Genomic DNA, 23509 nt, shown 5'->3' with positions numbered 1-23509 from the left:
TCGCTGAGATGCCGGGCGCACGGCGCCGAGCCGTTTCCGACAGCAATCCCCCTCTCACCATCGCGTGCCTCGCTCGACGGCTTCGGTCCTCGCCTCGCACTCGCGGAAAGTTCTTGTGTCTCTGCTTCACCCCTCGCCGCTATCGTGGCGCCAGGCCGATCTCGACGTGTACGTCGCGACGGTCGGATCCGACTACGCCGGTTTCGTCGGCGCGGGAACCTCGGGCTTCGAAGCCCAGGGCCCCCTCGGCGAAAATCTCGGTGTCCACACGTCCGTCGACGCGGCTCAGGCCGCCGTCGACGGGCACCGCGTACGCGCCACCACCACGGTGACGCGGCGTCCCCGTCCGCTCCGCACTCGTCGGAGCGGCGCCCACGGCCGCATTGCGGCCCAACATGAATAAAGGAAGAACACGATGGCCACTGGCACCGTGAAATGGTTCAACTCCGAAAAGGGCTACGGCTTCATTGCTCCCGACGACGGCTCCGCCGACCTGTTCGCGCACTTCAGCGCGATCCAGGGCAACGGCTTCAAGGAGCTCACGGAAGCACAGAAGGTCGAATTCGACGCTGAGCAGGGCCCCAAGGGCATGCAGGCGGCGAACATCCGCCCCCTCTAAGCTCCGCTTACCTCGAGAGCCGGGTTCGTCGCCATCGCGACGACCCGGCTTTCGTCGGTTTCCGGCCCCTTTTCGCTCGCTGGGTTTCGGTTTCCCGAGAGCCCGCTGAGCATCGCGACGTATTCCGAGTCGCCCATACGGCCAGCCGTAGTGTGGGCCTCAGCGCGGAGTAGCCGCTCCGCCGTCCACCCCGGTCCTTCCCGATCCGAGGAGCAGAACATAGCCTCCACCGTCGTCGAGTCCCGTCTCGGCCCCGTTCGTCAGACCTACTCCGGAACCACCGAATTCCCCCCGATCACCAAGGCCTACACAGAGCTGTCTCAGGTCGTCCGTGAGAGCGGACTGCTCGTTCGCACGCCGGTGTTCTACTCCGTCGTCGCCGGCGCCATCGTGCTCGGCTTCGCCGGGTGCGTTACCGGCTTCATCCTCCTCGGCGACAGCTGGTTCCAGCTGATCGTCGCAGCGGTCCTCGGCATCCTGTTCACCCAGGTCGCATTCCTCGCCCACGAGGCCGCACACCGTCAGATCTTCGCCTCGGGCCCCGCCAACGACCGCCTGGGCCTGCTCATCGGCAACGGCATCGTGGGCATGAGCCGTTCGTGGTGGGCATCGAAGCACACACGACACCACGCCAACCCGAACCGGGTGGACAAAGACCCCGACATTGAGATCGACACGATCTCTTTCCTCGACGTCGACGCCGCCAAGGCCCGCGGCATCCAACGCTGGATCACCCGGCGTCAGGGCTACCTGTTCTTCCCGCTGCTGGCTTTCGAAGGCATCAACCTGTACGTCCTGGCCTTCCGACACCTTTTCTCGCGCGGCGAGGTCAAGGGGCGCTGGGTCGAGATCGCCCTGCTGACGCTGCGGCACGCGCTCTTCATCGCGCCGATCTTCATCTTCTTGCCGGTCGGTCTCGCCTTCGCGTTCTTCGGCGTCTCGGTCGCGGTGTTCGGCATCTACATGGGAGCGTCCTTCGCCCCCAACCACAAGGGCATGCCGATCATCGCGCCCGGCGCGAAGCTCGACTTCTTCAGCAAGCAGGTGCGCACCTCGCGCAACATCTCCGGCGGCTGGTGGGCCACGTGGCTCATGGGTGGTCTGAACTACCAGATCGAGCACCACCTGTTCCCGAACATGCCGCGAACGCACCTCAGCAAGGCCCGTGTCATCGTGCGCGAACACTGCGCCACCCTGAACGTGCCCTACGTCGAGACCACGCTGTTGCAGTCCTACGGCATCGTCATCGCGTACCTCAACCGGGTCGGCCTGGCCGCCCGCGACCCCTTCGACTGCCCGCTGACCTCTCCGACGCGTCAGCTCAACGTCGAGTAGGCATCCCGACGACGGCGCCGTCCCCTCCGGGGCGGCGCCGTCGTCGTTCACCCGCGCGCGTCCGCCATCGGCGCGGGGCATTCTCCTCCGGCGTCCGTCGCCCTCTCGAAGTGCCACCGCTCGTTGGCGTAGGTCTGGCACAGACCCCACTCGCGTCCGTGATCGATGATCCACAGCTGCGCGTCGAGCGAGCCGATGTCGACGGCGTGACCGGTGACGTGACTCGACCCCTCGGGCGAGGCGACGTACTGTCGCGCGATCGCTTCGGAGCGGTAGGTGCGAATCGCATCCCCCAGCAGCCACCGCTGGTAGTCGGCGCTGCGCCACCCGCTGGTGACGTCGAAGACGATCCCGTCGACCTCAGCGGCCCGCTGGGCCGCGCGCAGAGCATCGCGCAGCTCACCGTCGAGCCCGGTCATCGCGGGGTGCTGATCGTCGTAGACCGTCAGCGGCGCCTCGGCGGGGATCATCCCCTCGGCCTCGGTCGGCGAGAACGGCGCGTGCGCGCTCAGCCCGGCCGACAACGACGACGCCGTGGTCATCGCGAGCAGTGCCGCGACCGCGGTGAGGACGACGGCGAGACCGACCGCGACTGCGACGAATGCGATACGGCCGCGGGACGGGGATTGAGTGCGGGATGCCGAAGATGCCATGCCCCCATTCGAGCCGGGCCCGCGTTGCCGGGCCGTATGGCGGGGACCATACGACGGCGATACGCCAGAGCCGATAGCTCAGTCGCGTGAGACCTCGTGCAGCACCACGTCGCGGATCTCGCTGGCAGAGAGGGTCGCGGTCATGAGGGTGCACGCGGGCTGACGGCGGCGGTCGGTGGGCGAGCCCGGGTTGAGAAGGCGAAGGCCGTTCGGGGTGACGGTATCCCACGGGATGTGGCTGTGCCCGAACACGAGCAGGTCGGCGTCGGGGAATGCGGCATCCATCCGCTTCTCGCGCCCGAGCGACGCCCCGGTCTCGTGCACGACGGCGACCCGCACCCCGTCGATCTCGGCGCGCGCGATCTCGGGCAGGCGCGAACGCAGGTCGTCGCCGTCGTTGTTGCCCCACACACCCAGCACGGGGCCGAGCGTCTCGAGTTCGTCGAGCACGCTCGCGCTCACCCAGTCACCCGCGTGCACGATGAGATCGACGCCGGATGCCGCTTCGCGCACCGCCGCGGGAAGCACGCGCGCCCTCCGGGGAACGTGCGTATCGGCCACGATGAGCAGTCGGGTCGCCATGCCCCCACGCTATCGAGGCCGAGGTTGTCGGGGGCGGGAACGACTCCCACTCCGGGCTCCGGCTCGCGCATACGTCGGCGATACGCCCCCGCACCTACGATGACGGGATGCGCGTGCTGATCGTCGAGGACGAACCCTTTCTCGCCGAGGCCATCCGCGACGGCCTCCGTCTCGAGGCGATCGCGGCCGACATCGCCGGCGACGGCGACGCCGCCCTCGAGGTCCTCGGCTACACCGCCTACGACGTGGTGGTGCTCGATCGCGACATCCCCGGTCCGAACGGCGATGAGATCGCACGCCACCTGAGCGCACAGCCTGCGGCTCCGCGCGTGCTCATGCTCACGGCCGCAGACCGGCTCGACGACAAGGCCAGCGGCTTCGAGAGCGGTGCCGACGACTACCTGACGAAACCGTTCGTTTTGCGCGAGCTGGTGATGCGCCTGCACGCCCTCGCCCGTCGTCCCGCGGCCTCGCTCCCGCCGGTGCTCGAGCAGCACGGCATCCGCCTCGACCCCTTCCGCCGCGAGGTCTATCGCGACGGGCGCTACGTCTCGCTGACCCGCAAGCAGTTCGCGGTGCTCCAGGTCCTCATGGGCGCCGGCGGCGGCGTGGTCAGCGCCGAGGACCTGCTCGAGCGCGCATGGGACGAGAACGCGGATCCGTTCACCAATGCCGTGCGCATCACGATCTCGACGCTGCGCAAACGCCTGGGCGAGCCGTGGCTCATCCAGACGGTCGCGGGTGTCGGCTACCGCATGGGTCCGGTCGATGCGTGAGCGTGCCCCCGGGCTCTCGGTACGACTCAAGCTCACCCTGAGCTACGCGGGCTTCGTCGTGATCGTGGGGATCGCTGTCTTCGTGGTGGGGTTCCTCGTGCTGCGCTTCCTCCCCGAGGGCAACCTGTACTCCCAGAGCGGTCTGTTCACGCCGGGTCGCGGCGACCTCACCGAGGTCTTCGTCCGCTACGCGTGGTACGCCGTGCTCGCGCTGGCGGTCCTCGGCCTCGGCGGCGGCTGGATCGTGTCGGGGATCATGCTGCGTCCGCTGCACCGGATCGCGGATGCCGCCCGCGCGGCGCGGGATGGCGACCTCGCGCACCGCGTCGAGTTGCCGGGGCGTCGTGACGAGCTGACGGACCTCGCCGACACCTTCGACGCGATGCTCGCGCGGGTCGAAGAGACCCTGGACGAGCAGAAGCGCTTCGCCGCGAATGCCTCCCACGAGCTGCGGACACCGCACGCCACGATGCGAACGCTGCTCGAAGTGGCCCGGGTCGATCCCGCCGGCGTAGACGTGGACCAGCTGCTGCACCGCCTCGAGCTCACGAACGAGCGCGCGATCCGTCTGATCGAGGCGATGCTCGCCCTCGCCCGGTCGACACGCGAGGACGCGCTCTCGCTCGAACCGACGGGAGTCGACGATCTCGTCGCGACCGTGGTGGCGGAGGCCGAGGGCGACGACCGGGGTCTCGACCTGGCGATACTCGGCGCCTCAGGCGGGGTGGCGCGGATCGACGAGACGCTCGTGCACCAGGCCGTGACGAACCTGGTCCGCAACGCGCTCGTGCACAACGTGGCGGGCGGCTGGGTGCGCGTCGCGGTGAGCGGCGAGGTCGACGAGGTGGTCGTCGACGTCGTCAACAGCGGCGACACGCTCTCGCACGAGCTCGTCGCGACGCTCCCCGAACCTTTCGTGCGCGCGGTCGGCCGTACGCGCGGGCGCGCCGACGGCACGGGCCTCGGACTCGCGATCGTCGCCTCGATCGCTCGCGCGCACCGTGGCCGCCTCGAGCTGTGGCCCCGCGACGGCGGCGGCCTCCACGCCCGCCTCCGGCTGCCCCGCTGACGACGAGCTCAGCGTCGAGCCGCGTGCCCGCCCCGGGCGGCAGCCCTCATCGCGACGACGAGGACCGTCCCGATCGCGGCACCGATCGTGTTCGACAGGACGTCCTCGGCATCCGGAACCCGACCGGGGATCCCCGCCTGCAGCGTCTCGACCGCGAGCGAGACGAGAGCGCACAGCAGAACGGATGCCGGCGACCACCGCAACGGTAGAAGCAGCGCGAGCGCCGCCCCGAGGGGGACGAAGAACGCGATGTTGAGGGCGACGTCGGCGCCCGCGCCGAACATCAGCGCGCGCCACGACGACGGAAGGTGATCGAGGGCGTCGAGGACGACGGTGCGGGCCGGCCACGCGATCGCGCGGGGCGCGAGGGTGAGCACCCCCACCGCCGCGAGCACGGCCCCCGCCGACAGCACGCGAGCGGGAGTGAAGACGGGACGATCGGACACGCGGACCTCCAGGATCGGGAGATCCCATCCCAGCCTGCGAGGTGTTGCCCCGATGTCTCGGCCCCGGGATACGCGGACGATACGCCCGCGGTGCGGCGGGACAATGGGAACGTGTCCTCTTCGCGCCGTTTCCCCGTGTTCGCTCTCGTCATCGACCTCGTCCTCGTCGTCGTCTTCGCCGCGATCGGGCGGGCGACCCACGACGGCGACGTGCTGGGCCCCGCCGGTTCGGGACTCGCCACCACCGCCTGGCCGTTCGTAGTGGCGTTGCTGGTCGGCTGGATCGTGACGCGCGCCTGGCGTCGACCCGCCGCCATCGCGAAGACAGGACTGCCCGTGTGGGCGATCACCGTCGCGCTGGGCATGGTGCTTCGCGCGCTCAGCGGTCAAGGGGTCGCGGTGGCGTTCGTCGTCGTCGCCACGATCACCCTCGCCGTCATGTTGCTGGGGTGGCGCGGGATCGCCCGCCTCGCATCGCGGTCGCGACGGGCGTAAGGCCGGGTCCGGGTCGTCCCCGGAGCGAGAGCGGTGGACGACCCGCGCCCCGCTGCCGGTGACGGCGGGTCGCGAGCCGGCCGGTCAGTCCGCGAGGGTCACGTCGACCTGGATCTCGGTCGCGAGACGCTCGAGCTGTGCGACGAGGTCGTCGACGGCGACGTCGGCCGCCACCGTCGCGGTGATGGAGGCCTCGAACAAGCGTCCGCCCGCCATCGCGGCATCCGTGGTCTGCGTCGACATGCGCTCGATACTCGCCCCGTGGGCGCCGAGCGCGGCCGACAGCTCGCGCACGATGCCGGGGCGGTCGTTGCCGACGACGTCGAAGGTGACCGTGCGGCCCGTGGTCTCGGCCGACCCCGCTCCCGCGTGGACGGTCACGGTGAGCGTGCCCGCGAGATCTTCGAGCGCGGCGCGCACGACATCGGCGCGGTCGGAGGCCACCGAGACCTCGATGATCCCGGCGAACGCGCCGGCGAGTTCGGCGAGCTCGCTGTTCTCCCAGTTGCCGCCGTGGGCGTCGACGATGTCGGCGACCGCGGACACGAGGCCCGCGCGATCGTCGCCGACGACGGTGAGGACGAGGGTGGTCATGGCGACAGCGTAGCGACACGCGCGCTGCTACCGTGGATGTTCAACCACAGGGGGTGAGCACGTGATCGCATCGCTGATCGCCGCCCTCAACCTGCTCCTGGCCACCGCCGAGCTGGCGCTGACCCCGGGCGGCGGCGCACCCCTGCTGGCGGTGGCCCTCGCCGCGGCCGTCGTGCTGACCGCGGTCGTCGTGCTCGTCGTCGCTCCGGCCCTCGTCGCCGCCACGCCGCCCCCGTCCGCGCGTCCGATCGACCCCTCGGCATCCCTCGCCCAGAGCGATCCCGACGCCGCGGGTCATCCGCGGCCCCGAGCTCCGGGGTTCGCGGTCCGCGTCGCGTAGCCCCCTGCCCCATCGCCTGACGACGGTCCGCAGCGAGGCCGCGACGCCGGTCGCTCGCGTGGTCTCCGCGCGCTGGGCGACCGATCAGTCCGTGATCGCTCGCTCTGATGGGATGCCCCGTGGACCTCTTCGCCTTTCCGCCCCTCGCACTGCTGCTCGACCTGACTACTCGCGCCCTCCTCGCCCTCACGTCGTTCTTCGACCCCCTCGCCGGCGGTCTCTCCGCCGCCCTCGCCGTCGTCGTCGTGACGGTCGCGGTAAGGGTCCTGTTGATCCCCGTGGGAGTGTCGCAGGCGCGCGCCGAGCAGACGCGTGCACGCCTCGCCCCGCGACTTCGTGCACTGCAGGAGCGGTGGCGTAAGGATCCCGAGCGTCTCCAGCGCGAGACGATGCAGCTGTACCGCGACGAAGGCGCCTCCCCCTTCGCGGGCTGCCTGCCCGTGCTGGCCCAGGCACCCGTCGTCGGGCTGCTCTACGCGGTGTTCCTGCACCCGCAGGTCGGCGGACACGTCAACACACTGCTCGAGCACGAGGTCTTCGGCGTTCCGCTCGGCCGGAGCCTCGTCGGAGCCCTGTCGGCGGGGACGACGGATGCCGGCACCCTCGCCGTCTTCGCGGTGCTCGTCGCCGTGATCGCCGGGGTGGCCGAACTCACACGTCGACTCCTGCGACCCTCGGTCGATCCGTCGGCGCCCGCGTGGACGACGGGGATGCTCGGCGTCCTGCCGTTCACGACGGCCGTTGTCGCGCTGTTCGCCCCCCTCGCGGCGGGGCTCTATCTCACCGTCACGACCGCGTGGACGTTGGTCCAGCGCCTGCTGCTGCGGCGGCGCTACCCGCTGCCGCGCTGAGTCCCGCCGCGGCGAACGCCCGGTCCCACCTCGGTGCGGCCGAGGCGTTCACCGCCGCCATGGCGAGCACGAGAAGGGCCGCCCCCGCGGGCAGGAGCATCGCGGTGGAGACGGAGACGTTCTCGGCCACCGCCCCGGTCACGGCTGACGACAGCGCCTGCGCGAGGGTCAGGGCCGAGGCGAGGATGGTCATCGTCGAGGCCGTGCGGCCGCGCGGTGCGCGGTGTCCGGCAAGGCTGAAGAGCGTCACGAGCGCCGGGCCGACGCCGATGCCCATGAGGCACAGCACCAGGGTGACGGTCGTCACGGATCCACCGACCGTATAGGCCCCGGCGGACGCGGTCAGCACACTGGCGAACAGCACGAGGCGCCAGCGCAGCGGGAAACGCTCGGGCACGAGGGCGACGGCGAGGGCCAGCACCGCCGACCCCACACCCATCACCCCGTACAGCAGCGCGCCCGCCTCGGGCGCCCCCTGTGCCTCCATGAACGCCGTCAGCGAGGTGAGGGTCGAGCCGAAGAACAGCCCGACGCCGAACACGGCGGCCACGAGCACGAGCATGCGCGGGTGCAGCACCTCGCGCAGCGGCGCCATCGCGGTGCGCTCCGAGCGTTCGGGCACGGCGCGGCCGGTGGGGTGGAGGGCGAAGGCGGTCACGAAGACGAAGCTGAGGATCGCGGCCCCGACGATGGGAGCCCAGGCAGCGACCAACGCCGCCAGCACACCGACCACGAAGGGACCGATGACGAACGCCGTCTCATCGGCCGCGGACTCGTAGGCCATGGCCCGGGAGAACGTGCGGTCCCGCCGCTCGGGATGCACCCGCAGACCGATCAGCGCCATCACACGGCTGCGCGACATGGCCGCGGTCTGCGGGCCGGTCATGCCGATCACCGCGGCTGCTCCCAGCAGCAGGGCGTCCGACGTCGCGTACTCCACCACGAGGGGGAAGATCGCCAGCAGGATGCCGTTGGCCAGGCCCACCGGCACGAGCACCCGCCGCTGCCCGTAGCGGTCGGCGAGATCGCCGAGCACGGGACCGGCGACCACGACGCCGAGACCCACCGCCGCGGACGTCAACCCGCCGAGGGCCACGGACCCGCGCGACGCGACGACGAGGGCGAGGACGCCGACGGTCATCATCGCGAACGGCAGCCGAGCCACGAAAGCGATCGGGAAGTACCAGAAGCCGGTGTGATGGACGAGGGGCCGATGGTCGACGGCGGGCGCTGTCATGACGCGGGTCTCCAGGGAGGGGGCGATGGAACGTGCCGCCTTGCCGGACCGGTAGGTAGTTGCACAGAGTGCGGCGGGGGGATCCCGCGTTCCCATGCTACCGCGGGCACCTCCCGGGCACCTGGGTGCGCGAGATCAGCCGACGAGGGCGGCGACCGCGGCGATGACCGAGGCCGCAGCCAGCACGAGGGCGAGCCCGATCAGCACCGCGTGCACGATGAGGAACGGCGTGGCCTTGCCCGCGGCGTTCTTGGCGCGAGGGTCTTTCGCCACGCGCACGAAGAAACGCGGCCAGACGACGACGTTGAAGACGGCGTTGGCGAACAGCAGCGCGATGAGGACGGGTTCCATGCTTCGAGCCTAGGCGCCGCGCCTCACCTGACACGTCGACCGCCGCCGCCGCGGATCAGGACGCGCACGAGATGCAGCGCCGCGCGAAGGGCAGCACCTCGAGACGAGCGTCGGCGATCGGCCGCCCGCAGTTCTCGCACACGCCGAAGGTGCCGGAAGCCACCCGCTGGCGCGCCGCGGCGATCTCGCTGTGCTCCGCTTCGGCGCCCCGCCGCAAGGCATCGACCTGGGCCCACTCCCCCGACAACGTCGAGCCCTCGGGATCGTGCTCGTCGTCGGCGGTCGCGTCGGCGCGATCGTGACGCAGGCTCGCTTCGTCGTCGAGCAAGCGCGACAGACGGTGCTCCACCTCGCGCTCGCGTTCGTCGAGCATGCGCGTCGCGGTCCTGGCATCCATGCTTCGACGCTAGCCCTCACCACCGACACCGAGGCTGCGGAAAGATCTGTCTATGACCGCACTCCGACGACACTGGACCCCCACCGCCGTGGCCTTCCTCGTGCTGGCCCTGGCCGGCCTCGCGGGCACCTGGACCTTCAACGCCTTCGCGATCGTGCAGATGCGCAACTTCATCGGCGACCTCGTCTCGAGCGGGCCGGCGGTCTCGTCGATCACCGTCGATCTGCTGGTCGTGGCGGTCGCGGGGAGCATCTTCATCCTCGTCGAGGGGCGACGGCTCGGCATGCGCTTCACCTGGCTCTACGTGGTGCTCTCGGGGGTGACCGCTTTCGCGTTCACCTTCCCCCTGTTCCTCGCGATGCGCCAGCGCCGGATCACCGCCCTCGCGGCCCCGGGCCCGGCACGCCCGTCGTGAGGCGCACCGGACCCCGGGCCAGCTGCCGCGGTGCCCGACGCTCAGCGAGCGGCGAGACCCTCGCGCAGGCCCTCGATCAGCGGCGTGGTGGGACGCCCGATGATGCGCGAGAGCGAACCGTCGGTCTTCTCCAGTGCGCCGCGAGCGATCGCGTCGTCGATCCCCGCCACGAACGCCGCCGTGCCGGCATCCAGTCCCGCCGCTTTCAGACCCTCCGTCAGCTGCTCGACCGAGACGCGCGTGTAGCTCACCGGACGGCCGAGCACCTCCGTCGCGGCTGCGGCGAGTTCGTCGTAGGTCCACGCGACGTCGCCGCCGACCTCGATCGTGCGGTCGGCGAGGTCGTCGGTGGTGAGTGCGATGGCCGCCGCCTCGGCGTAGTCGCGACGATTCGCGCTGGCGACGCGCGCGTCACCCGTTGCCGCGACGATCTCGCCGGTGTCCGCCGCGCGGGAGACCGCGTCGAGGTAGTTCTCCGTGTACCAGTTGTGGCGGAGGATGGTGGCGCTGACGCCCGCCGCGGCGATCGCCTGCTCGGTCGCCTTGTGATCGGCCCCGAGGGCGTAGTCGATCTCGTCGACGCGGGGGGCGCTGGTGTAGACGAGGCGCTCGACACCGGCGGCGCGGACGGCGTCGATGACGTTGCGGTGGCCCGCGACGCGGTCGGCGTCGGTGCCGGAGATGAGCAGAACGCGGGTCACGCCCTCGAGGGCGGGTGCGATTGTCTCGGGGCGCGCGTAATCGAGCTCGGCGACGGCGATGCCGCGGGCGGCGAGGCCGTCGACCTTGGCGGGGGTGCGCACACCGGCCACGATGTCGGAGGCCGCGATGCCGCGCTCGAGCAGAGCGTCGACGACGAGGCGCCCGAGGTGGCCGGAGGCGGCGGTGACGAGGAGGGTCATGATGGAATCCTTTCGGTGGGTTCGTCGGGCTCAACGCCCCGTGGCTCGTCACATTCCGGAATGCCGGTACCCACTTTCTGGTTAGGTACTTACATGAGCGTCAGTCTCGCGTCGATGCGCGCCGAACACCCCGGACTCTTCGCCGACGGGTGCCCCACACGCACGGTCCTCGATCACGTCATGGGCAAATGGGGGGTCCTGGTGCTGCTCGCCCTCTCGGACGGCACGCAGCGCTGGGGAGCCCTCCGGCGCAACATCGAGGGCATCAGCGAGAAGATGCTCGCGAGCACGCTGAAGACACTGGAGGCCGACGGCCTCGTCCTCCGTACGGCCTATCCCGAGGTTCCACCCCGCGTCGAGTACGGCCTCACCGACCGCGGGCGCGGCCTCATGACGCACGTCATTCCCCTCATGGGATGGGTCGCCGATAACGCGACCGACATCGTCGGACGACGGGAGTGAGGGTGCGCGTCCCCTCCGCCCGCGCCATGCGCGACAGCCTCACCTTCCGCGCCCCGCGGCGCGTGCCGCTGCTGCAGGTCGCCAAATCGGCCATCGCGATCGTGGCCGCATGGCTGCTGGCCGGCTGGCTCGTCCAGGGCCCGCCCCCGATCTTCGCCGCCATCGCCGCACTGCTGGTGGTCCAGCCGAGCATCAACCAGTCCTTCACGAGGGCGGTCGAGCGCAGCGTCGGAGTGATCGTCGGCGTGCTCATCGCGGCCCTGCTCGGCCTCGTGTTCGGCTCGCACCCGTGGGTCGCGTTGCTCTCGGCGGGAGTCGCCCTGGTGGTCGCGTGGGCGGCGCGCATCTCCGCCGGAGCGACGAACCAGATCGCGATCAGCGCCCTGCTCGTACTGGCCCTCGGCACGGCGACCCCGAACTACGCCCTCGACCGCGTCCTCGAGACGCTGATCGGCGCGGTCATCGGCATCGTCGTCAACGCCGTGCTCGTTCCCCCCGTCCTCGTCCCCACCGCGCGCACGAAGGTCGACATCCTCGGTCGCGAGCTCGCGGCGGCACTGGAGCGTCTCGCAGACGCCCTCGAGACGCCGCAGACGTCGGCCTCTGCCGAGGGGCTCCTGCTCGAAGCGCGTCTCCTGCGTCCGGTTCGGGATGCCGCGGCCGACGCGATCCGCGACGGTGCCGACTCGCTGGCGCTGAACCCTCGGAGCGGTCGGCACCGCACCGCCCTCGCGGAGATGGATGCGCTCGTCGAGCGCTTCAGCCCCGTCGTCACGCAGACGATCGGCATGACGCGCGCCGTCTACGACGGCTACGAGCCGACGATCGTCGACGAACCGGCCGTCCGCGCGATCGCCGAGCAGCTGCACCGCGCCGCACACGACGTGCGGCTGGCGTTCGCCCTCGACGCGGGTCCCGAGCGCGTCGTCGAGGAAGAGCCGGCCCTCACCCGCCCCCTGCAGATCCGCACGCCGTCGACCGCGCACTGGGTGCTCGTGGGCTCTCTGCTCATGGACCTGCACCGCATCCACGAGACGCTGCGCGACGACCAGGACTGAGAGCGCACGGCCGACCTGGGAACTCGCTCGCTGATCGCGCTCCCCCGGCCCCGCGTCCGCCCGCCCCTGATTGACTGAGCGCATGGGTACCGCGATGTTCCCCCTCGGGGCCGTCCTCTTCCCGCACACGCCCCTCGCGCTGCGGATCTTCGAGGAGCGCTATCTGGTCATGCTCGGGCGTCTGCTCGACGAGACGGATCCCGCCTTCGGCGTCGTCCTCATCGAGCGCGGCAGCGAGACCGGCGGAGGCGACCAGCGCTTCCCCCTCGGGACGATGGCACAGCTGAGCCAGGTCGTGCCGCAGGCCGGACAGATGCAGATCGTCGCTCTCGGAACCGAACGCTTCGAGATCGTCGAGTGGCTCGACGACGACCCCTACCCGCGGGCAGACGTGCGCGCGCTCCCCGATCTCGAGTGGAACGACGCCCTGCTCCCCCTGCTCGAGGAGGCCGAGAGGATCGTCCGACGTGTCCTGGGCCGCGCCCAGATGTTCGGCGGCACGCGGTGGGATCCCGAGGTGGAGTTGGCCGAGGAACCGCTCCCCCGCGCCTGGCAGGTTGCAGCGATCGCCCCGCTCGGCGAGCTCGACCAGATGGAGCTGCTGCGGTCGGCGACCCTCGGCGGGTTGCTGCGCGCGACGATCGACCTCACGCTCGCGGCCGAGCCGCTGCTCGGCGACCCCGTCCCCGACGGCGTGATCATCGTCGACGACGAGGGCCCGAGCGACGCGGACTGAAACGCACCGCCGCCCGCCACCGCGGGCGGGCAATGCCGGGGCACTGCATCGCGTCAGCGCCGGCGTCCCGACCAGGAGCCGGCCGGGACGCCGCGCCGAGGAGCGACGTCCCGACTCTCGTCAGTTGAGTTCGCGCACCGACGAGGGGATGACCCCGTCGCCGTAGAGATCGACCGCGAGATCCTGCAGCGAGGTCAGCGCGACCCGCTGAGTGAGCGGACCGTACGAGATCCGGGCGACGCCGAGCTTCTCGTACTCGCCGGCCGAGAGCGCCCCGGGGAAGCCGATGACGCTCAGACGCTGCTCTCCCAGACCCTCGACCAGCCGACGGGTCGTCTCCGCGTCCAGAAGACCGGGGACGAAAACCGAGGTCGCTCCGGCATCGAGGAAGGCGCGTCCGCGCTTCACGGCATCCGCGATCTTCTCGTCGAGCGGGCGATCGCCGCCCTTGACGAACACGTCGGTGCGCGCGTTGAGCACGAAGGGCACGCCCTCGGCCTCCCCCGCCTCGATGACGGCCTCGACCGCTGCCACCGCCTCGTCGAACGGCTTGACCCGGTCCTCGACGTTGGCGCCGACGATGCCGACGCCGATCGCGCGGCGCGTCGTCTCGCCGGGGTTGCCGAAGCCGGCGTCGAGGTCGGCGGTCACCGGCACATCCACCGCCGCGACGATGCGTCCCACCATGTCGAGCATGACCTCGAGCGGGATGTTCTCGCCGTCCTCGTAACCGAAGGTGGCGGCGATCGAGTGTCCGGCCGTGGCCAGGGCCTTGGTCTCGGGCAGGGCGGCGACCGCACGGGCCGAGACGACGTCCCAGATGTTCACGACCCGCAGGATCTCGGGCGCCGTGTGCAGCTTCGCGAAGGCCTCGGCCTTCTCGCTCAGAGCGTTCATGCCTGTTCTCCGTTCGTGCGACCGGCATCGGCCACGACGGCCTCGGCGATCGGGGTCTGCCCGGCGCCGAAGCGGATGAAGCGCCCCACCGTGGCGGGCTGGAGGAGTACGGCCGCCGCGACGGCCGCGACGTCGGCTCGCGAGACCTCGGCCTTGCCCTGCGGCGCCGTGGTGATGCGACCCGTGGGCTCGTCCGTGGTGAGCGTCCCGGGGCCGAGGATCGTCCAGTCCAGATCGCTGGCGCGCAGGTGGTCGTCGGCCGCGAGCTTCGCATCCGCGTAAGCGAAGAACGCGTCGTCGGGGTCGATGCCGTGGTCGGGCGTCGAGCCGATCCACGAGACCATGACGAAACGTCGAACGCCGGCCTTCGAGGCCGCGTCGATCGCTCGTTGCGCGGCATCGCGGTCGACCGCGTACGTGCGCTCGGCGCTGCCGCCGCCCGCTCCCGCCGACCAGACCACGGCATCCGCTCCCGAGAAGGCCTCGACCATCTCGCCCACATCGGCCTTCTCGACATCGAGCACGAGCGGCGTGGCGCCCGCGCTCTCGATGTCGGACGACTGCTCCGCCGCGCGGATGACCGACGTCGCCTCGTCTCCACGGTCGGCGAGCAGCCGAGCCAGATGGAGGGCCACCTTGCCGTGCCCTCCCACGATCACGATGCGTTCCATGTCACTGTCCTCCTACTTTGTCGATCGACATCTTCAGGATCACTCGATCCGCGCTGTCCGGCGGAGCCGCCTGCTCGGCGTTGCCGTAGCGCTGCCCGAGGCGCACGTAGAACGCCCCTGTCGGGTCGGGCTCGGCCGCGATCAGACGCCCGCGCACCTCGACATAGCGATACGGGCGTTCGGGATCGAACACCATCAGGCTCATCGAGGGGTTGCGCTGCAGGTTGCGGAACTTCTGCCGCGTCGAGGTGTGGGTGAAGAGCAGGTGCTCCCCGTCGAACTCGAACCACATCGGATTGACCTGCACCGTGCCGTCGGGGCGAACGGTACCGAGGCTGCCGTAGTTCGGGTTCTCGAGGAGGTCGCGGTGTTCGTCGAGGATCATCCGTGTCCTTTCGCCGAGGATCCTGGACCGACCCTACGCACCACCCCCGACATGCCCCGCGGGCTTGACGACCCCCGCGAGCGGCTCCGTGTCAGTCGACGTCGCCGTCCACGTAGACCCAGCGCCCGCCGCGCCGCGCGAACCGGCTGCGTTCGCGCAACTCGCCACGCTCACGGCCATGCCGCCAGGCGGCGCGGAAGGTCACGGTCGCGGCATCGCCGTCCTCGGAGGCATCCTCGATCACGAGCGCTATCCACTCCGTGCCGTCGTCGACGACGATGTCGTCGGGGCGGGTGCGCGGATGCCATGACCTGGCCAGATGCACCGCGTCGCCGACCGAGAACGCGGTGTAACGCGAACGCATCAACCGTTCCGCGCTCGGGGCGACCGCGCCGTCCAGGATCGGTCCGCAGCACTCGCCGAAGGGAGCGCGACCGCACGGGCACGCGGCATCCGGTGCCGGACGATACGAGGCGGAGCCGAAGGACATCCGGCCACTCTAGGTCAGCGGGCCACCCCGCGTGCCAGGATCGAGGGCGTGACCGATCGCCTCATGCTCCTCGACACCGCCTCGCTCTATTTCCGCGCGTTCTACGGGGTACCCGACAAGGTCAAGGCGGCCGACGGCTCGTCGGTGAACGCCGTGCGGGGCCTGCTCGACATGATCGCGAAGCTGGTCACGGCATACGAGCCCTCGCGGCTCGTCGCCTGCTGGGACGACGACTGGCGCCCCGCGTGGCGCGTCGATCTCCTGCCGAGCTACAAGGCCCACCGCGTGGTCGAGGCCGTTCCCGCCGGGGCCGACGTCGAGGAGGTCCCCGATCCGCTCGAGGCGCAGATCCCCCTCATCCGCGAGGCGCTGGCCGTGCTCGGCATCCCCGTGGTGGGCGCCGCCGAGCACGAGGCCGACGACGTCATCGGGGTCCTCGCCACGCGCGCCGACGTCCCGGTCGACGTCGTCACCGGCGACCGCGACCTCTTCCAACTGGTCGACGACGATCGCGGCATCCGGATCGTCTACACCGCTCGAGGGATGAGCAATCTCGAGCTCGTCGACGACGCGGCCGTCTTCGCCAAGTACGGCGTCCACGCCAAGCAGTACGCCGACTTCGCGGTGCTGCGCGGCGACCCCTCCGACGGGCTGCCCGGCGTTTCGGGCATCGGCGAGAAGTCCGCTGCGGCGCTGCTCACCGCGTGCGGCGACCTCGACGGCATCCGCGCGGGGGTCCTCGAGGGCACCGCGGGAACACCCGCCCAGCGCGCGAAGATCGCCGCCGCCGCGGACTACCTCGAGGTCGCCCCGACCGTGGTGCGCGTCGCGCGCGAGCTCGACCTCGAGCCCTTCGACGACCGCCTCGGTCCCGTGGACCGGTCCGCCGCCGAAGAACTCGCCGAACGCTGGAACCTCGGATCGTCGATGACGAGGGCGCTGGCCGCCCTCCCCGCCTGAGCGGGCTCAGCGACCGCGCTCGAGCCAGGCGCGCAAGCGCTCGAGCGGCCAGGTCGTGACGATCCGGTCGACGGGCACCTGCAGAGCCTCGGCGCGCGCGGCACCGAAGTCCAGCAGCGACAGTTGACCGGGAGCGTGCGCGTCCGAATCGATCGCGAAGAGGCATCCCGCCTCGATCGCCAGAGCCAGCAGGTCGTCCGGAGGATCCTGTCGCTCGGGTCGCGAATTGATCTCCACCGCCACACCCGAGGCCGCCGCCGCTGCGAAGACCTCGCGCGCGTCGAACTCCGATCGAGGTCGCGTCCCCCGCGCTCCCTCCACGAGCCGGCCGGTCACATGCCCGAGCACGTCGACCCGCGGGTCGCTCGCCGCCGCGACGAGCCGTTTCGTCATGGGCCCGCGTTCCATGCGCAGCTTGGAATGAGCGGATGCCACGACCACATCGAGCGCGTGCAGCAGCTCGTCCTCCTGGTCGAGGGCACCGTCGTCGAGGATGTCGACCTCGATGCCGCTGAGGAGCGTGAACCCGTCGCCCCGATGACCGCGCACGATGTCCATCTGCGCGCGGAGCCGCTCGGGCGAGAGTCCGTTCGCGACGGTGAGTCGCGGAGAGTGATCGGTGAGGGCGAGGTACTCGTGACCGAGTCCGCGCGCCGCGTCGACCATGGCCTCGATCGGCGTCAGTCCGTCGGACCACTCGCTGTGGCTGTGCAGGTCGCCTCTCAGCTGCGCCCGCAGCTCGGAGCCTCCCACCGGCGCCGATTCGGCGCGCAGCTTCGCCAGGCGCTCGGGCACCTGGCCCGCGAGCGCCTGCTGGATGACCGAGAAGGTGGACTCGCCGATGCCCGCACGACGACGCAATGCAGGATCGCGCAGTTGCACGTCGCTCAAGCCCGCGATCGCGGCAGCCGCCGTGCGGAAGGCCTTCGACTTGTACCGCGAGGATCGCTCCCGCTCGAGCAGGTACGCGATCTCCGTGAGCGCGTCGAGCGGGTCCACGGCTACTCCGCCAGCGCTCTCGACGCCTCGACCCAGTCGTCGAGCTTCGCGGAGGCGCGGCCGTCGTCGATCGCGGCCGCGGCATCGGCCATGGCCTCGGCCAGTCGCTCGAGGATCGGACGCTGGACCTGCGCGGCATCCTGGAACAGTCGGAACGACACCAGACCGGCCGCGGCGTTCAGCAGCACGATGTCGCGCACGGCCCCGAGGTCGCCGCCGAGCACGCGCCGCACCACGGCGGCGTTGTGGTCGGGAGACCCACCCAGCAGGTCGTCCATGTCGGCGAGCGGGATGCCGAGATCGCGCGGATCCAGGTCGTGCTCGTGGACGTCACCGCGGCTGATCTCCCACACCCGGCTGTGCCCGGTGGTGGTCAGCTCGTCGAGACCGTCGTCGCCGCGGAACACCAGGGCGGTCGCTCCGCGCGTGCGGAAGACGCCCGTGATGAGCGGCACGCGGTCGAGGTGCGCGACGCCCACCGCATTGGCCTCGGCGCGCGCGGGGTTGCAGAGCGGGCCGAGGAAGTTGAACACCGTCGGCACGCCGAGCTCCGACCGGGTGGCCGCTGCGTGGCGGAAGCCCGGGTGGAAGGCCGAGGCGAAAGCGAAGGTGATGCCCGTGCGGTCCAGGATCTCGGCGACCTTCTCGGGCGACAACGTCAACCCGATCCCCAGAGACGACAACACGTCCGAAGACCCCGAGGCCGAGCTCGCGGCACGGTTGCCGTGCTTGACGACGGGAACTCCGGATGCCGCGGCCACGACAGCCGCCATCGTCGAGATGTTCACGGTGCCGTAGCGGTCGCCGCCCGTACCGACGATGTCGAGGACATCGGCGCGGACCGGGAGGGGCACCGCGGCTTCGAGGATCGCGTCGCGGAAGCCGACGATCTCCTCGACCGTCTCGCCCTTGGCCCGCAGCGCCATGAGGAACCCGCCGAGTTGAGAGGGCGTCGCCTCCCCCGCCATGACCTTGCGCATGGCCCAGGTGGACTCCGACACGCTGAGGTCGTCGCCGGCCAGCAACGACGTGAGGATATCGGGCCAGGTGAAACGTTCCGCCATGCCATGATCCTTCCACACGCGTGTCGCGCGACAGCGCTCCGCACCCGCCGACGAAACAGCCTCCGTACCGGGGATTACTTGGAGATTCTGAGGCTTCCCTAAGTCTCGACGATGGAATATCGCAGGGTAGGGATGGGAATATCGGGCTCTCGGATCGCGCATAATGGAACGGTGACGACCTCAGCGACGTATTCCCAGGCTGTGCGTGCCGTGAAGCGGCCCGACCCGGTCGCCGTGGGCACCATCGTGTGGCTGGGCAGCGAGGTCATGTTCTTCGCCGGCCTGTTCGCGATCTACTTCACCCTCCGCAGCACGTCGGCCTCTCTGTGGGCCGAAGAGACGCAGCTGCTGAACGTTCCCTTCGCGACCGTCAACACGATCATCCTCGTGCTGTCTTCGGTCACCTGCCAGATGGGCGTCTTCGCCGCGGAGCGGTACCAGCCGTACCGCACCGGCAAGGCCACCGGCTTCCTGAAGTGGGGAATGGTGGAGTGGTTCTACCTCACCTTCATCCTCGGCGCGGTCTTCGTGTCGGGTCAGGTGTGGGAGTACGCGACCCTGGTAGCCGAAGGCATGCCCATCAGCGCCAACCCCTACGCCTCGGCCTTCTACATCACCACCGGCTTCCACGCCCTGCACGTGACGGGTGGCCTCATCGCCTTCCTGCTCGTGATCGGCCGTGCGTACGCCGTGAAGAACTTCGGTCGGAAAGAGATGACCACCTCGATCGTCGTGTCGTACTACTGGCACTTCGTCGACGTCGTCTGGATCGCCCTGTTCTTCGTCATCTACTTCCTCAAGTAAGAGAGCAGTACTCCACATGGCACGCGAGAAGAAGACTCGTCGGGCGTCCGGGCGTCGTAGCCCCCTGGCCGCCGCCGCGCTCATCGGCATCGGACTCCTCCTGACCGGAGGCGTCTACGCCGGCGCATCGGCCGCGATGGCCGCTACCTCCAGCACCCCCACGAGCGAGGCGAACTCGGCGTCGGCGGTCGAAGAAGGGCAGAAGCTCTTCCAGGCCAACTGCGCCACGTGCCATGGTCTCGACCTGCAGGGCAGCCAGCAGGGCCCGTCGCTCTTCGGCGTCGGCGAGCTCTCGGTGCACTTCCAGGTGTCGACCGGTCGTATGCCGTTGCAAGCCCAGGGTCCGCAGGCTCCGGTCAAGCCCGTGCAGTTCACCGAGGAGCAGGTCAACGCGATCGCCGCGTACGTCCAGTCATCGGCCCCCGGCCCGAGCTACCCCACCGAAGACCTGGTCGACGGTCAGGGCGACCTGTCGCACGGCGCAGAGCTCTTCCGCATCAACTGCGCGATGTGCCACAACGTGGCCGGCGCCGGTGGCGCGCTCACCGAGGGCAAGTACGCCCCCGACCTGCACACCACCACCCCGGTCAACATCTACGCGGCCATGGTCACCGGCCCGCAGAACATGCCGGTGTTCAACGACCTGAACCTCACCCCCGAAGACAAGCGCGACGTCATCTCCTACCTGATGTACCTGCAGAAGAGCGACTCGCCCGGTGGCTACGCCCTCGGTTCGCTCGGCCCGGTCTCGGAGGGTCTGTTCATCTGGATCTTCGGTATCGGGGCGCTCATCGCCCTGACCGTGTGGATCACGGCGAAGTCCAACTGACCGTCGTCTTCGACATTACGTAAACGCACGAGGAGCACCATGGCACACGAGGACGACGCACTCGAGCACGAGAGGGCTTCCTGGAAGCCCACCTCGGGGCTCGCCGTCGCGGTTCCCGACGCCGTACAGAACCCCGGCCTTCCCGGCCACCGTCAGCGCATGACCGACCAGGACCCGCAGGCGATGAAGCGTGCGGTTCGCACGGTCTACACCCTGTTCTACTTCTCGGTCGCGGCGAGCATCTGGGCGAGCATCGCCTACATGATCTTCCCGATCGAGTCGGGCGCGCTGATCGACATCCGGTACAACAACCTCTTCATCGGACTCGGCATCGCCTTCGCGCTGCTGGCGATCGGCATCGGCACCATTCACTGGGGCAAGTCGGTCATGTCCGACAAGGAGTACATCGAGGACCGTCACGCCACCCGTGGCCGTGACGAGGTCCGCGAGGGTGCGATCAATGTCTTCGCCGAGGCCGACAAGGACTCGGGGTTCGGGCGTCGCGAGATCATTCGCAACTCGATGTTCGCCGCCCTGGCCGCCTCGGTCATCCCGGGTATCACGCTGTTCCGAGGCTTGGCGCCGCAGGACCAGGACCCGGTGAAGCTCCTCAGCCACACCATGTGGAAAGAGGGCATGCGCCTGACGCACGACCCCTCGGGTCGTCCGATCCGCGCGGCGGACGTGACCCTGGGGTCCGCCTTCCACGTGATCCCCGAGGAACTCGCGGGCCTGGGCCACGACGAGGGCTACCTCGAAGAGAAGGCCAAGGCGATCGTTCTGCTCATGCGCATGCAGCCTGAGCAGCTCAACCCCGAGACCAACAATCTGGACTGGTCGTACGACGGCATCATCGCGTACTCGAAGGTCTGCACCCACGTCGGTTGCCCCGTCGCGCTCTACGAGCAGCAGACCCACCACCTCCTGTGCCCCTGCCACCAGTCGCAGTTCGACGTCGCCAACGGTGCGGCCGTCATCTTCGGCCCGGCCGCCCGTCCCCTGCCGCAGCTCCCCATCACCGTCGACGCCGAGGGTTACCTCGTCGCGCAGAGTGACTTCCACGAGCCCGTCGGCCCCAGCTTCTGGGAGCGCTCATGAGCATCGGTACCCATCCCGCCGAGAACGTCACCACCGAACCCGCGGTGCACGCGGGTCCCCCCGCGACGAGCGGGCGCGACGGCAAGCCGCTCGGCGGCCGCTTCGTCGGCTCGGTCGCGAACTACATGGACGAGCGCACGAGCATGTCGGGCATCGTCAAGGAGCTCGGCCGCAAGGTCTTCCCCGACCACTGGTCGTTCATGCTCGGCGAGATCGCTCTGTGGAGCTTCGTCGTCGTGCTGCTCTCCGGCACCTTCCTGACGTTCTTCTTCCAGGCTTCGATGGTCGAGACGCACTACAACGGTGCGTACGAGCCCATGCGCGGTATCGCGATGTCCGCCGCGATGGAGTCGGCTCTGCACATCTCGTTCGATCTGCGCGGCGGCCTGCTCGTTCGCCAGATCCACCACTGGGCGGCGCTCGTGTTCGTCGCCGGTATCGGCGTGCACATGCTCCGCGTGTTCTTCACGGGCGCGTTCCGCAAGCCCCGCGAGCTCAACTGGGTCGTCGGCTTCATCCTGTTCATCCTCGCGATGGCCGAGGGCTTCACCGGATACTCGCTCCCTGACGATCTGCTCTCCGGCAACGGCCTGCGCATCATCGACGGCATGATCAAGGGTCTGCCGATCATCGGCACGTGGACGTCGTTCCTGCTCTTCGGTGGCGAGTTCCCCGGTACCGCGATCGTCGGACGCCTCTACACGCTGCACATCCTGCTGCTGCCGGCGATCCTCGTGGCGCTCCTCGCGGTGCACCTCATGCTGATGATCATCAACAAGCACACCCAGTTCGCCGGCCCCGCCCGCACGAACAGCAACGTCGTGGGCTACCCGATGCTCCCGGTCTACGCCTCCAAGATGGGTGGCTTCTTCTTCATCACGTTCGGTGTGATCGTGCTGATCGCCGCTCTCGTGACCATCAACCCCATCTGGAACTACGGTCCGTACGACCCCTCCCCGGTGTCCGCGGGAACGCAGCCCGACTGGTACATCGGCTTCGCCGACGGCATGCTCCGTCTGATTCCGCCGCACCTCGAGTTCGTGCTCTGGGACCACACCTTCTCGTGGAACATCATCATCCCCGTCGGCGTGCTGGGGCTGTTCATCGTCCTGGTTCTCGTGTACCCCTTCATCGAGGCCTGGGTGACCGGAGACAAGCGCGAGCACCACATCGCCCAGCGTCCGCGCAACGCCGCGACGCGCACCGCGATCGGCGCCGCCGGCGTAACGTTCTATGCCGTGATGTGGGCGGCTGCGTCGTCCGACATCATCGCGACGCACTTCCACCTCACGATGGAAGGTGTCATCCACGTCCTGCAGGCCCTGCTGATCCTGGGTCCGATCCTCGCCTACTTCATCGCGAAGCGCGTCTGCATCGCGCTGCAGAAGAAGGACCGCGAGATCGCGCTGCACGGCTATGAGTCCGGTCGCATCGTCCGTCTCCCCGGTGGCGAGTACATCGAGGTCCACCAGCCCGTCGACGAGTACGAGCGCTGGAAGCTGATCGACAACGAGACCTACGAGCCGCTGGTCGTGCGTCCCAACGCCAAGGGTGAGATCTCCTGGTACGAGAACGTCCGCGGTTCCGTGTCGCGCTGGTTCTTCGAGGATCGTCTCGCTCCCCTCACGCAGGCCGAGCTCGACGCCGCGGTGGCTCACCAGCACCACGAACTCGACCACATCGATCACGAAGAGGCCGACGAGATCGCTGGCGCCAACGCTCGTGCCGACGAGGATGGTCGCCCCCGTAACGCGGTGGGTGAGCGTACCGAGGTCGAGATCCCGGCTCCCAAGGGTCTCGAAGAGCGCAACCGCCCGGAGGGCGACAAGAGCGAGTGATCGCCTCCCCCAAGAACCCCGGTGCTTCGGCACCGGGGTTCTTGCGTTCTCCCCGCCGTGCCTCACGTCCGCGAGAGACACGTAGCCCGAGCCACACCTCCATCCACGCGGAGAGGGTCTGGCAGGCAGGCACCGCGGAATGGCATCCGTGCTCCT

Annotated in this window: 31 protein-coding genes; 17 read left to right on the top strand and 14 right to left on the bottom strand. The window is 69.8% G+C overall.

Going from position 1 to position 23509, the window contains the following annotated elements:
- Positions 1-115: 115 nt before the first annotated feature.
- The 3 genes from AB6V29_RS14965 (at position 116) to AB6V29_RS14955 (ending at position 1954) form a co-directional block, all read left to right on the top strand.
- Positions 116-403 (top strand): hypothetical protein, encoded by a 288-nt coding sequence (locus tag AB6V29_RS14965; RefSeq protein WP_103210781.1) that lies wholly within the window; start codon positions 116-118, stop codon positions 401-403.
- 12 nt (positions 404-415) lie between these two features.
- On the top strand, positions 416-619 hold the full coding sequence (locus tag AB6V29_RS14960; protein ID WP_013583139.1) for a cold-shock protein: 204 nt from the start codon (positions 416-418) through the stop codon (positions 617-619).
- Between the two features lie 219 nt (positions 620-838).
- Positions 839-1954: an acyl-CoA desaturase gene (locus AB6V29_RS14955; RefSeq protein ID WP_267789391.1), complete on the top strand. Its 1116-nt coding sequence runs from the start codon at positions 839-841 to the stop codon at positions 1952-1954.
- 47 nt (positions 1955-2001) lie between these two features.
- Here AB6V29_RS14955 and AB6V29_RS14950 read toward each other — a convergent pair whose 3' ends face one another.
- Positions 2002-2607 carry a M15 family metallopeptidase gene (locus tag AB6V29_RS14950; RefSeq protein ID WP_369359601.1) on the bottom strand — a complete coding sequence of 202 codons (606 nt, stop codon included), beginning with the start codon at positions 2605-2607 and terminating at the stop codon, positions 2002-2004.
- A 78-nt stretch (positions 2608-2685) separates the two neighbouring features.
- Positions 2686-3189: a metallophosphoesterase gene (locus AB6V29_RS14945; protein ID WP_369359599.1), complete on the bottom strand. Its 504-nt coding sequence runs from the start codon at positions 3187-3189 to the stop codon at positions 2686-2688.
- Positions 3190-3296: 107 nt separating this feature from the next.
- Here AB6V29_RS14945 and AB6V29_RS14940 point away from each other — a divergent pair, with 107 nt between their 5' ends.
- Entirely contained in the window at positions 3297-3965 is a 669-nt protein-coding gene (locus AB6V29_RS14940) for a response regulator transcription factor (protein ID WP_210076247.1), read from the top strand.
- Entirely contained in the window at positions 3958-5034 is a 1077-nt protein-coding gene (locus AB6V29_RS14935; RefSeq protein WP_369359596.1) for a sensor histidine kinase, read from the top strand. Before AB6V29_RS14940 ends, AB6V29_RS14935 begins: the two co-directional genes overlap by 8 nt.
- Before the next feature lie 8 nt (positions 5035-5042).
- Here AB6V29_RS14935 and AB6V29_RS14930 read toward each other — a convergent pair whose 3' ends face one another.
- Positions 5043-5480 (bottom strand): VanZ family protein, encoded by a 438-nt coding sequence (locus AB6V29_RS14930; RefSeq protein ID WP_307316346.1) that lies wholly within the window; start codon positions 5478-5480, stop codon positions 5043-5045.
- A gap of 111 nt (positions 5481-5591) precedes the next feature.
- Here AB6V29_RS14930 and AB6V29_RS14925 point away from each other — a divergent pair, with 111 nt between their 5' ends.
- Positions 5592-5975 carry a DUF3054 domain-containing protein gene (locus AB6V29_RS14925; RefSeq protein ID WP_369359594.1) on the top strand — a complete coding sequence of 128 codons (384 nt, stop codon included), beginning with the start codon at positions 5592-5594 and terminating at the stop codon, positions 5973-5975.
- A gap of 84 nt (positions 5976-6059) precedes the next feature.
- Here the strand turns inward: AB6V29_RS14925 and AB6V29_RS14920 are convergent, their stop codons facing one another.
- Positions 6060-6569, bottom strand: a complete 510-nt coding sequence (locus AB6V29_RS14920) for a glycine cleavage system protein R (RefSeq protein WP_369359592.1) — start codon at positions 6567-6569, stop codon at positions 6060-6062.
- 61 nt (positions 6570-6630) lie between these two features.
- Here AB6V29_RS14920 and AB6V29_RS14915 point away from each other — a divergent pair, with 61 nt between their 5' ends.
- Entirely contained in the window at positions 6631-6909 is a 279-nt protein-coding gene (locus AB6V29_RS14915; RefSeq protein WP_369359590.1) for a DUF6412 domain-containing protein, read from the top strand.
- Between the two features lie 119 nt (positions 6910-7028).
- Complete coding sequence (locus tag AB6V29_RS14910; protein WP_369359588.1) at positions 7029-7760, top strand: YidC/Oxa1 family membrane protein insertase; 732 nt, start codon at positions 7029-7031, stop codon at positions 7758-7760.
- On the opposite strand, the gene AB6V29_RS14905 is transcribed toward AB6V29_RS14910, so the two are convergent.
- From AB6V29_RS14905 to AB6V29_RS14895, 3 genes are all read right to left on the bottom strand, one after another.
- Positions 7696-8997, bottom strand: a complete 1302-nt coding sequence (locus AB6V29_RS14905) for an MFS transporter (protein ID WP_369359586.1) — start codon at positions 8995-8997, stop codon at positions 7696-7698. The genes AB6V29_RS14910 and AB6V29_RS14905 overlap by 65 nt on opposite strands.
- 135 nt (positions 8998-9132) lie before the next feature.
- On the bottom strand, positions 9133-9348 hold the full coding sequence (locus AB6V29_RS14900) for an SCO4848 family membrane protein (protein ID WP_210076263.1): 216 nt from the start codon (positions 9346-9348) through the stop codon (positions 9133-9135).
- A 55-nt stretch (positions 9349-9403) separates the two neighbouring features.
- On the bottom strand, positions 9404-9745 hold the full coding sequence (locus AB6V29_RS14895; protein ID WP_369359584.1) for a TraR/DksA family transcriptional regulator: 342 nt from the start codon (positions 9743-9745) through the stop codon (positions 9404-9406).
- A 52-nt stretch (positions 9746-9797) separates the two neighbouring features.
- Between AB6V29_RS14895 and AB6V29_RS14890 the strand changes: the two genes are divergently transcribed.
- Positions 9798-10160: a DUF2834 domain-containing protein gene (locus AB6V29_RS14890; RefSeq protein WP_369359582.1), complete on the top strand. Its 363-nt coding sequence runs from the start codon at positions 9798-9800 to the stop codon at positions 10158-10160.
- A gap of 41 nt (positions 10161-10201) precedes the next feature.
- Here the strand turns inward: AB6V29_RS14890 and AB6V29_RS14885 are convergent, their stop codons facing one another.
- Entirely contained in the window at positions 10202-11062 is an 861-nt protein-coding gene (locus AB6V29_RS14885; protein ID WP_369359580.1) for an SDR family oxidoreductase, read from the bottom strand.
- Positions 11063-11155: 93 nt separating this feature from the next.
- Here AB6V29_RS14885 and AB6V29_RS14880 point away from each other — a divergent pair, with 93 nt between their 5' ends.
- From AB6V29_RS14880 to AB6V29_RS14870, 3 genes are all read left to right on the top strand, one after another.
- Positions 11156-11524, top strand: a complete 369-nt coding sequence (locus AB6V29_RS14880) for a winged helix-turn-helix transcriptional regulator (protein ID WP_369359578.1) — start codon at positions 11156-11158, stop codon at positions 11522-11524.
- 2 nt (positions 11525-11526) lie between these two features.
- Positions 11527-12582, top strand: a complete 1056-nt coding sequence (locus AB6V29_RS14875; protein WP_369359576.1) for an aromatic acid exporter family protein — start codon at positions 11527-11529, stop codon at positions 12580-12582.
- Between the two features lie 82 nt (positions 12583-12664).
- On the top strand, positions 12665-13318 hold the full coding sequence (locus tag AB6V29_RS14870) for an LON peptidase substrate-binding domain-containing protein (protein WP_267786762.1): 654 nt from the start codon (positions 12665-12667) through the stop codon (positions 13316-13318).
- 120 nt (positions 13319-13438) lie between these two features.
- On the opposite strand, the gene AB6V29_RS14865 is transcribed toward AB6V29_RS14870, so the two are convergent.
- The 4 genes from AB6V29_RS14865 to AB6V29_RS14850 all read right to left on the bottom strand — a co-directional run bounded on the left by AB6V29_RS14865 (position 13439) and on the right by AB6V29_RS14850 (position 15761).
- Complete coding sequence (locus AB6V29_RS14865; protein ID WP_369359573.1) at positions 13439-14215, bottom strand: isocitrate lyase/phosphoenolpyruvate mutase family protein; 777 nt, start codon at positions 14213-14215, stop codon at positions 13439-13441.
- Positions 14212-14886 (bottom strand): SDR family oxidoreductase, encoded by a 675-nt coding sequence (locus AB6V29_RS14860; RefSeq protein WP_369359571.1) that lies wholly within the window; start codon positions 14884-14886, stop codon positions 14212-14214. The genes AB6V29_RS14865 and AB6V29_RS14860 overlap by 4 nt, the downstream gene beginning before the upstream one ends.
- 1 nt (position 14887) lies before the next feature.
- Positions 14888-15271, bottom strand: a complete 384-nt coding sequence (locus AB6V29_RS14855) for a PPOX class F420-dependent oxidoreductase (RefSeq protein WP_369359569.1) — start codon at positions 15269-15271, stop codon at positions 14888-14890.
- 91 nt (positions 15272-15362) lie between these two features.
- The gene (locus tag AB6V29_RS14850; protein WP_369359567.1) at positions 15363-15761 is read right to left on the bottom strand and encodes a YchJ family protein; all 399 of its coding nucleotides are present in this window, start codon (positions 15759-15761) and stop codon (positions 15363-15365) included.
- Positions 15762-15809: 48 nt separating this feature from the next.
- Between AB6V29_RS14850 and AB6V29_RS14845 the strand changes: the two genes are divergently transcribed.
- Complete coding sequence (locus AB6V29_RS14845; protein WP_369359565.1) at positions 15810-16721, top strand: 5'-3' exonuclease H3TH domain-containing protein; 912 nt, start codon at positions 15810-15812, stop codon at positions 16719-16721.
- A 6-nt stretch (positions 16722-16727) separates the two neighbouring features.
- On the opposite strand, the gene AB6V29_RS14840 is transcribed toward AB6V29_RS14845, so the two are convergent.
- Positions 16728-17720: a PHP domain-containing protein gene (locus AB6V29_RS14840; RefSeq protein WP_369359563.1), complete on the bottom strand. Its 993-nt coding sequence runs from the start codon at positions 17718-17720 to the stop codon at positions 16728-16730.
- 2 nt (positions 17721-17722) lie between these two features.
- On the bottom strand, positions 17723-18784 hold the full coding sequence (gene trpD / locus AB6V29_RS14835) for an anthranilate phosphoribosyltransferase (RefSeq protein ID WP_369359561.1): 1062 nt from the start codon (positions 18782-18784) through the stop codon (positions 17723-17725).
- A gap of 132 nt (positions 18785-18916) precedes the next feature.
- Here trpD and AB6V29_RS14830 point away from each other — a divergent pair, with 132 nt between their 5' ends.
- The 4 genes from AB6V29_RS14830 (at position 18917) to AB6V29_RS14815 (ending at position 23353) form a co-directional block, all read left to right on the top strand.
- Positions 18917-19588 carry a heme-copper oxidase subunit III gene (locus AB6V29_RS14830; protein ID WP_094733763.1) on the top strand — a complete coding sequence of 224 codons (672 nt, stop codon included), beginning with the start codon at positions 18917-18919 and terminating at the stop codon, positions 19586-19588.
- 16 nt (positions 19589-19604) lie between these two features.
- The gene (locus AB6V29_RS14825) at positions 19605-20417 is read left to right on the top strand and encodes a c-type cytochrome (protein WP_210076288.1); all 813 of its coding nucleotides are present in this window, start codon (positions 19605-19607) and stop codon (positions 20415-20417) included.
- Positions 20418-20456: 39 nt separating this feature from the next.
- A complete protein-coding gene (locus AB6V29_RS14820; RefSeq protein ID WP_210076290.1) occupies positions 20457-21515 on the top strand; it encodes a ubiquinol-cytochrome c reductase iron-sulfur subunit in 1059 nt (352 codons plus the stop codon).
- Positions 21516-21640: 125 nt separating this feature from the next.
- A complete protein-coding gene (locus AB6V29_RS14815; protein WP_369359645.1) occupies positions 21641-23353 on the top strand; it encodes a cytochrome bc complex cytochrome b subunit in 1713 nt (570 codons plus the stop codon).
- Positions 23354-23509: the final 156 nt, after the last annotated feature.

Origin of the sequence: Microbacterium sp. 20-116 (genome assembly GCF_041079415.1) — a bacterium.
GTDB lineage: Bacteria > Actinomycetota > Actinomycetes > Actinomycetales > Microbacteriaceae > Microbacterium.
Note: the sequence above shows the minus strand (reverse complement) of the source record. Positions and strands in the feature narration are given on the sequence as shown.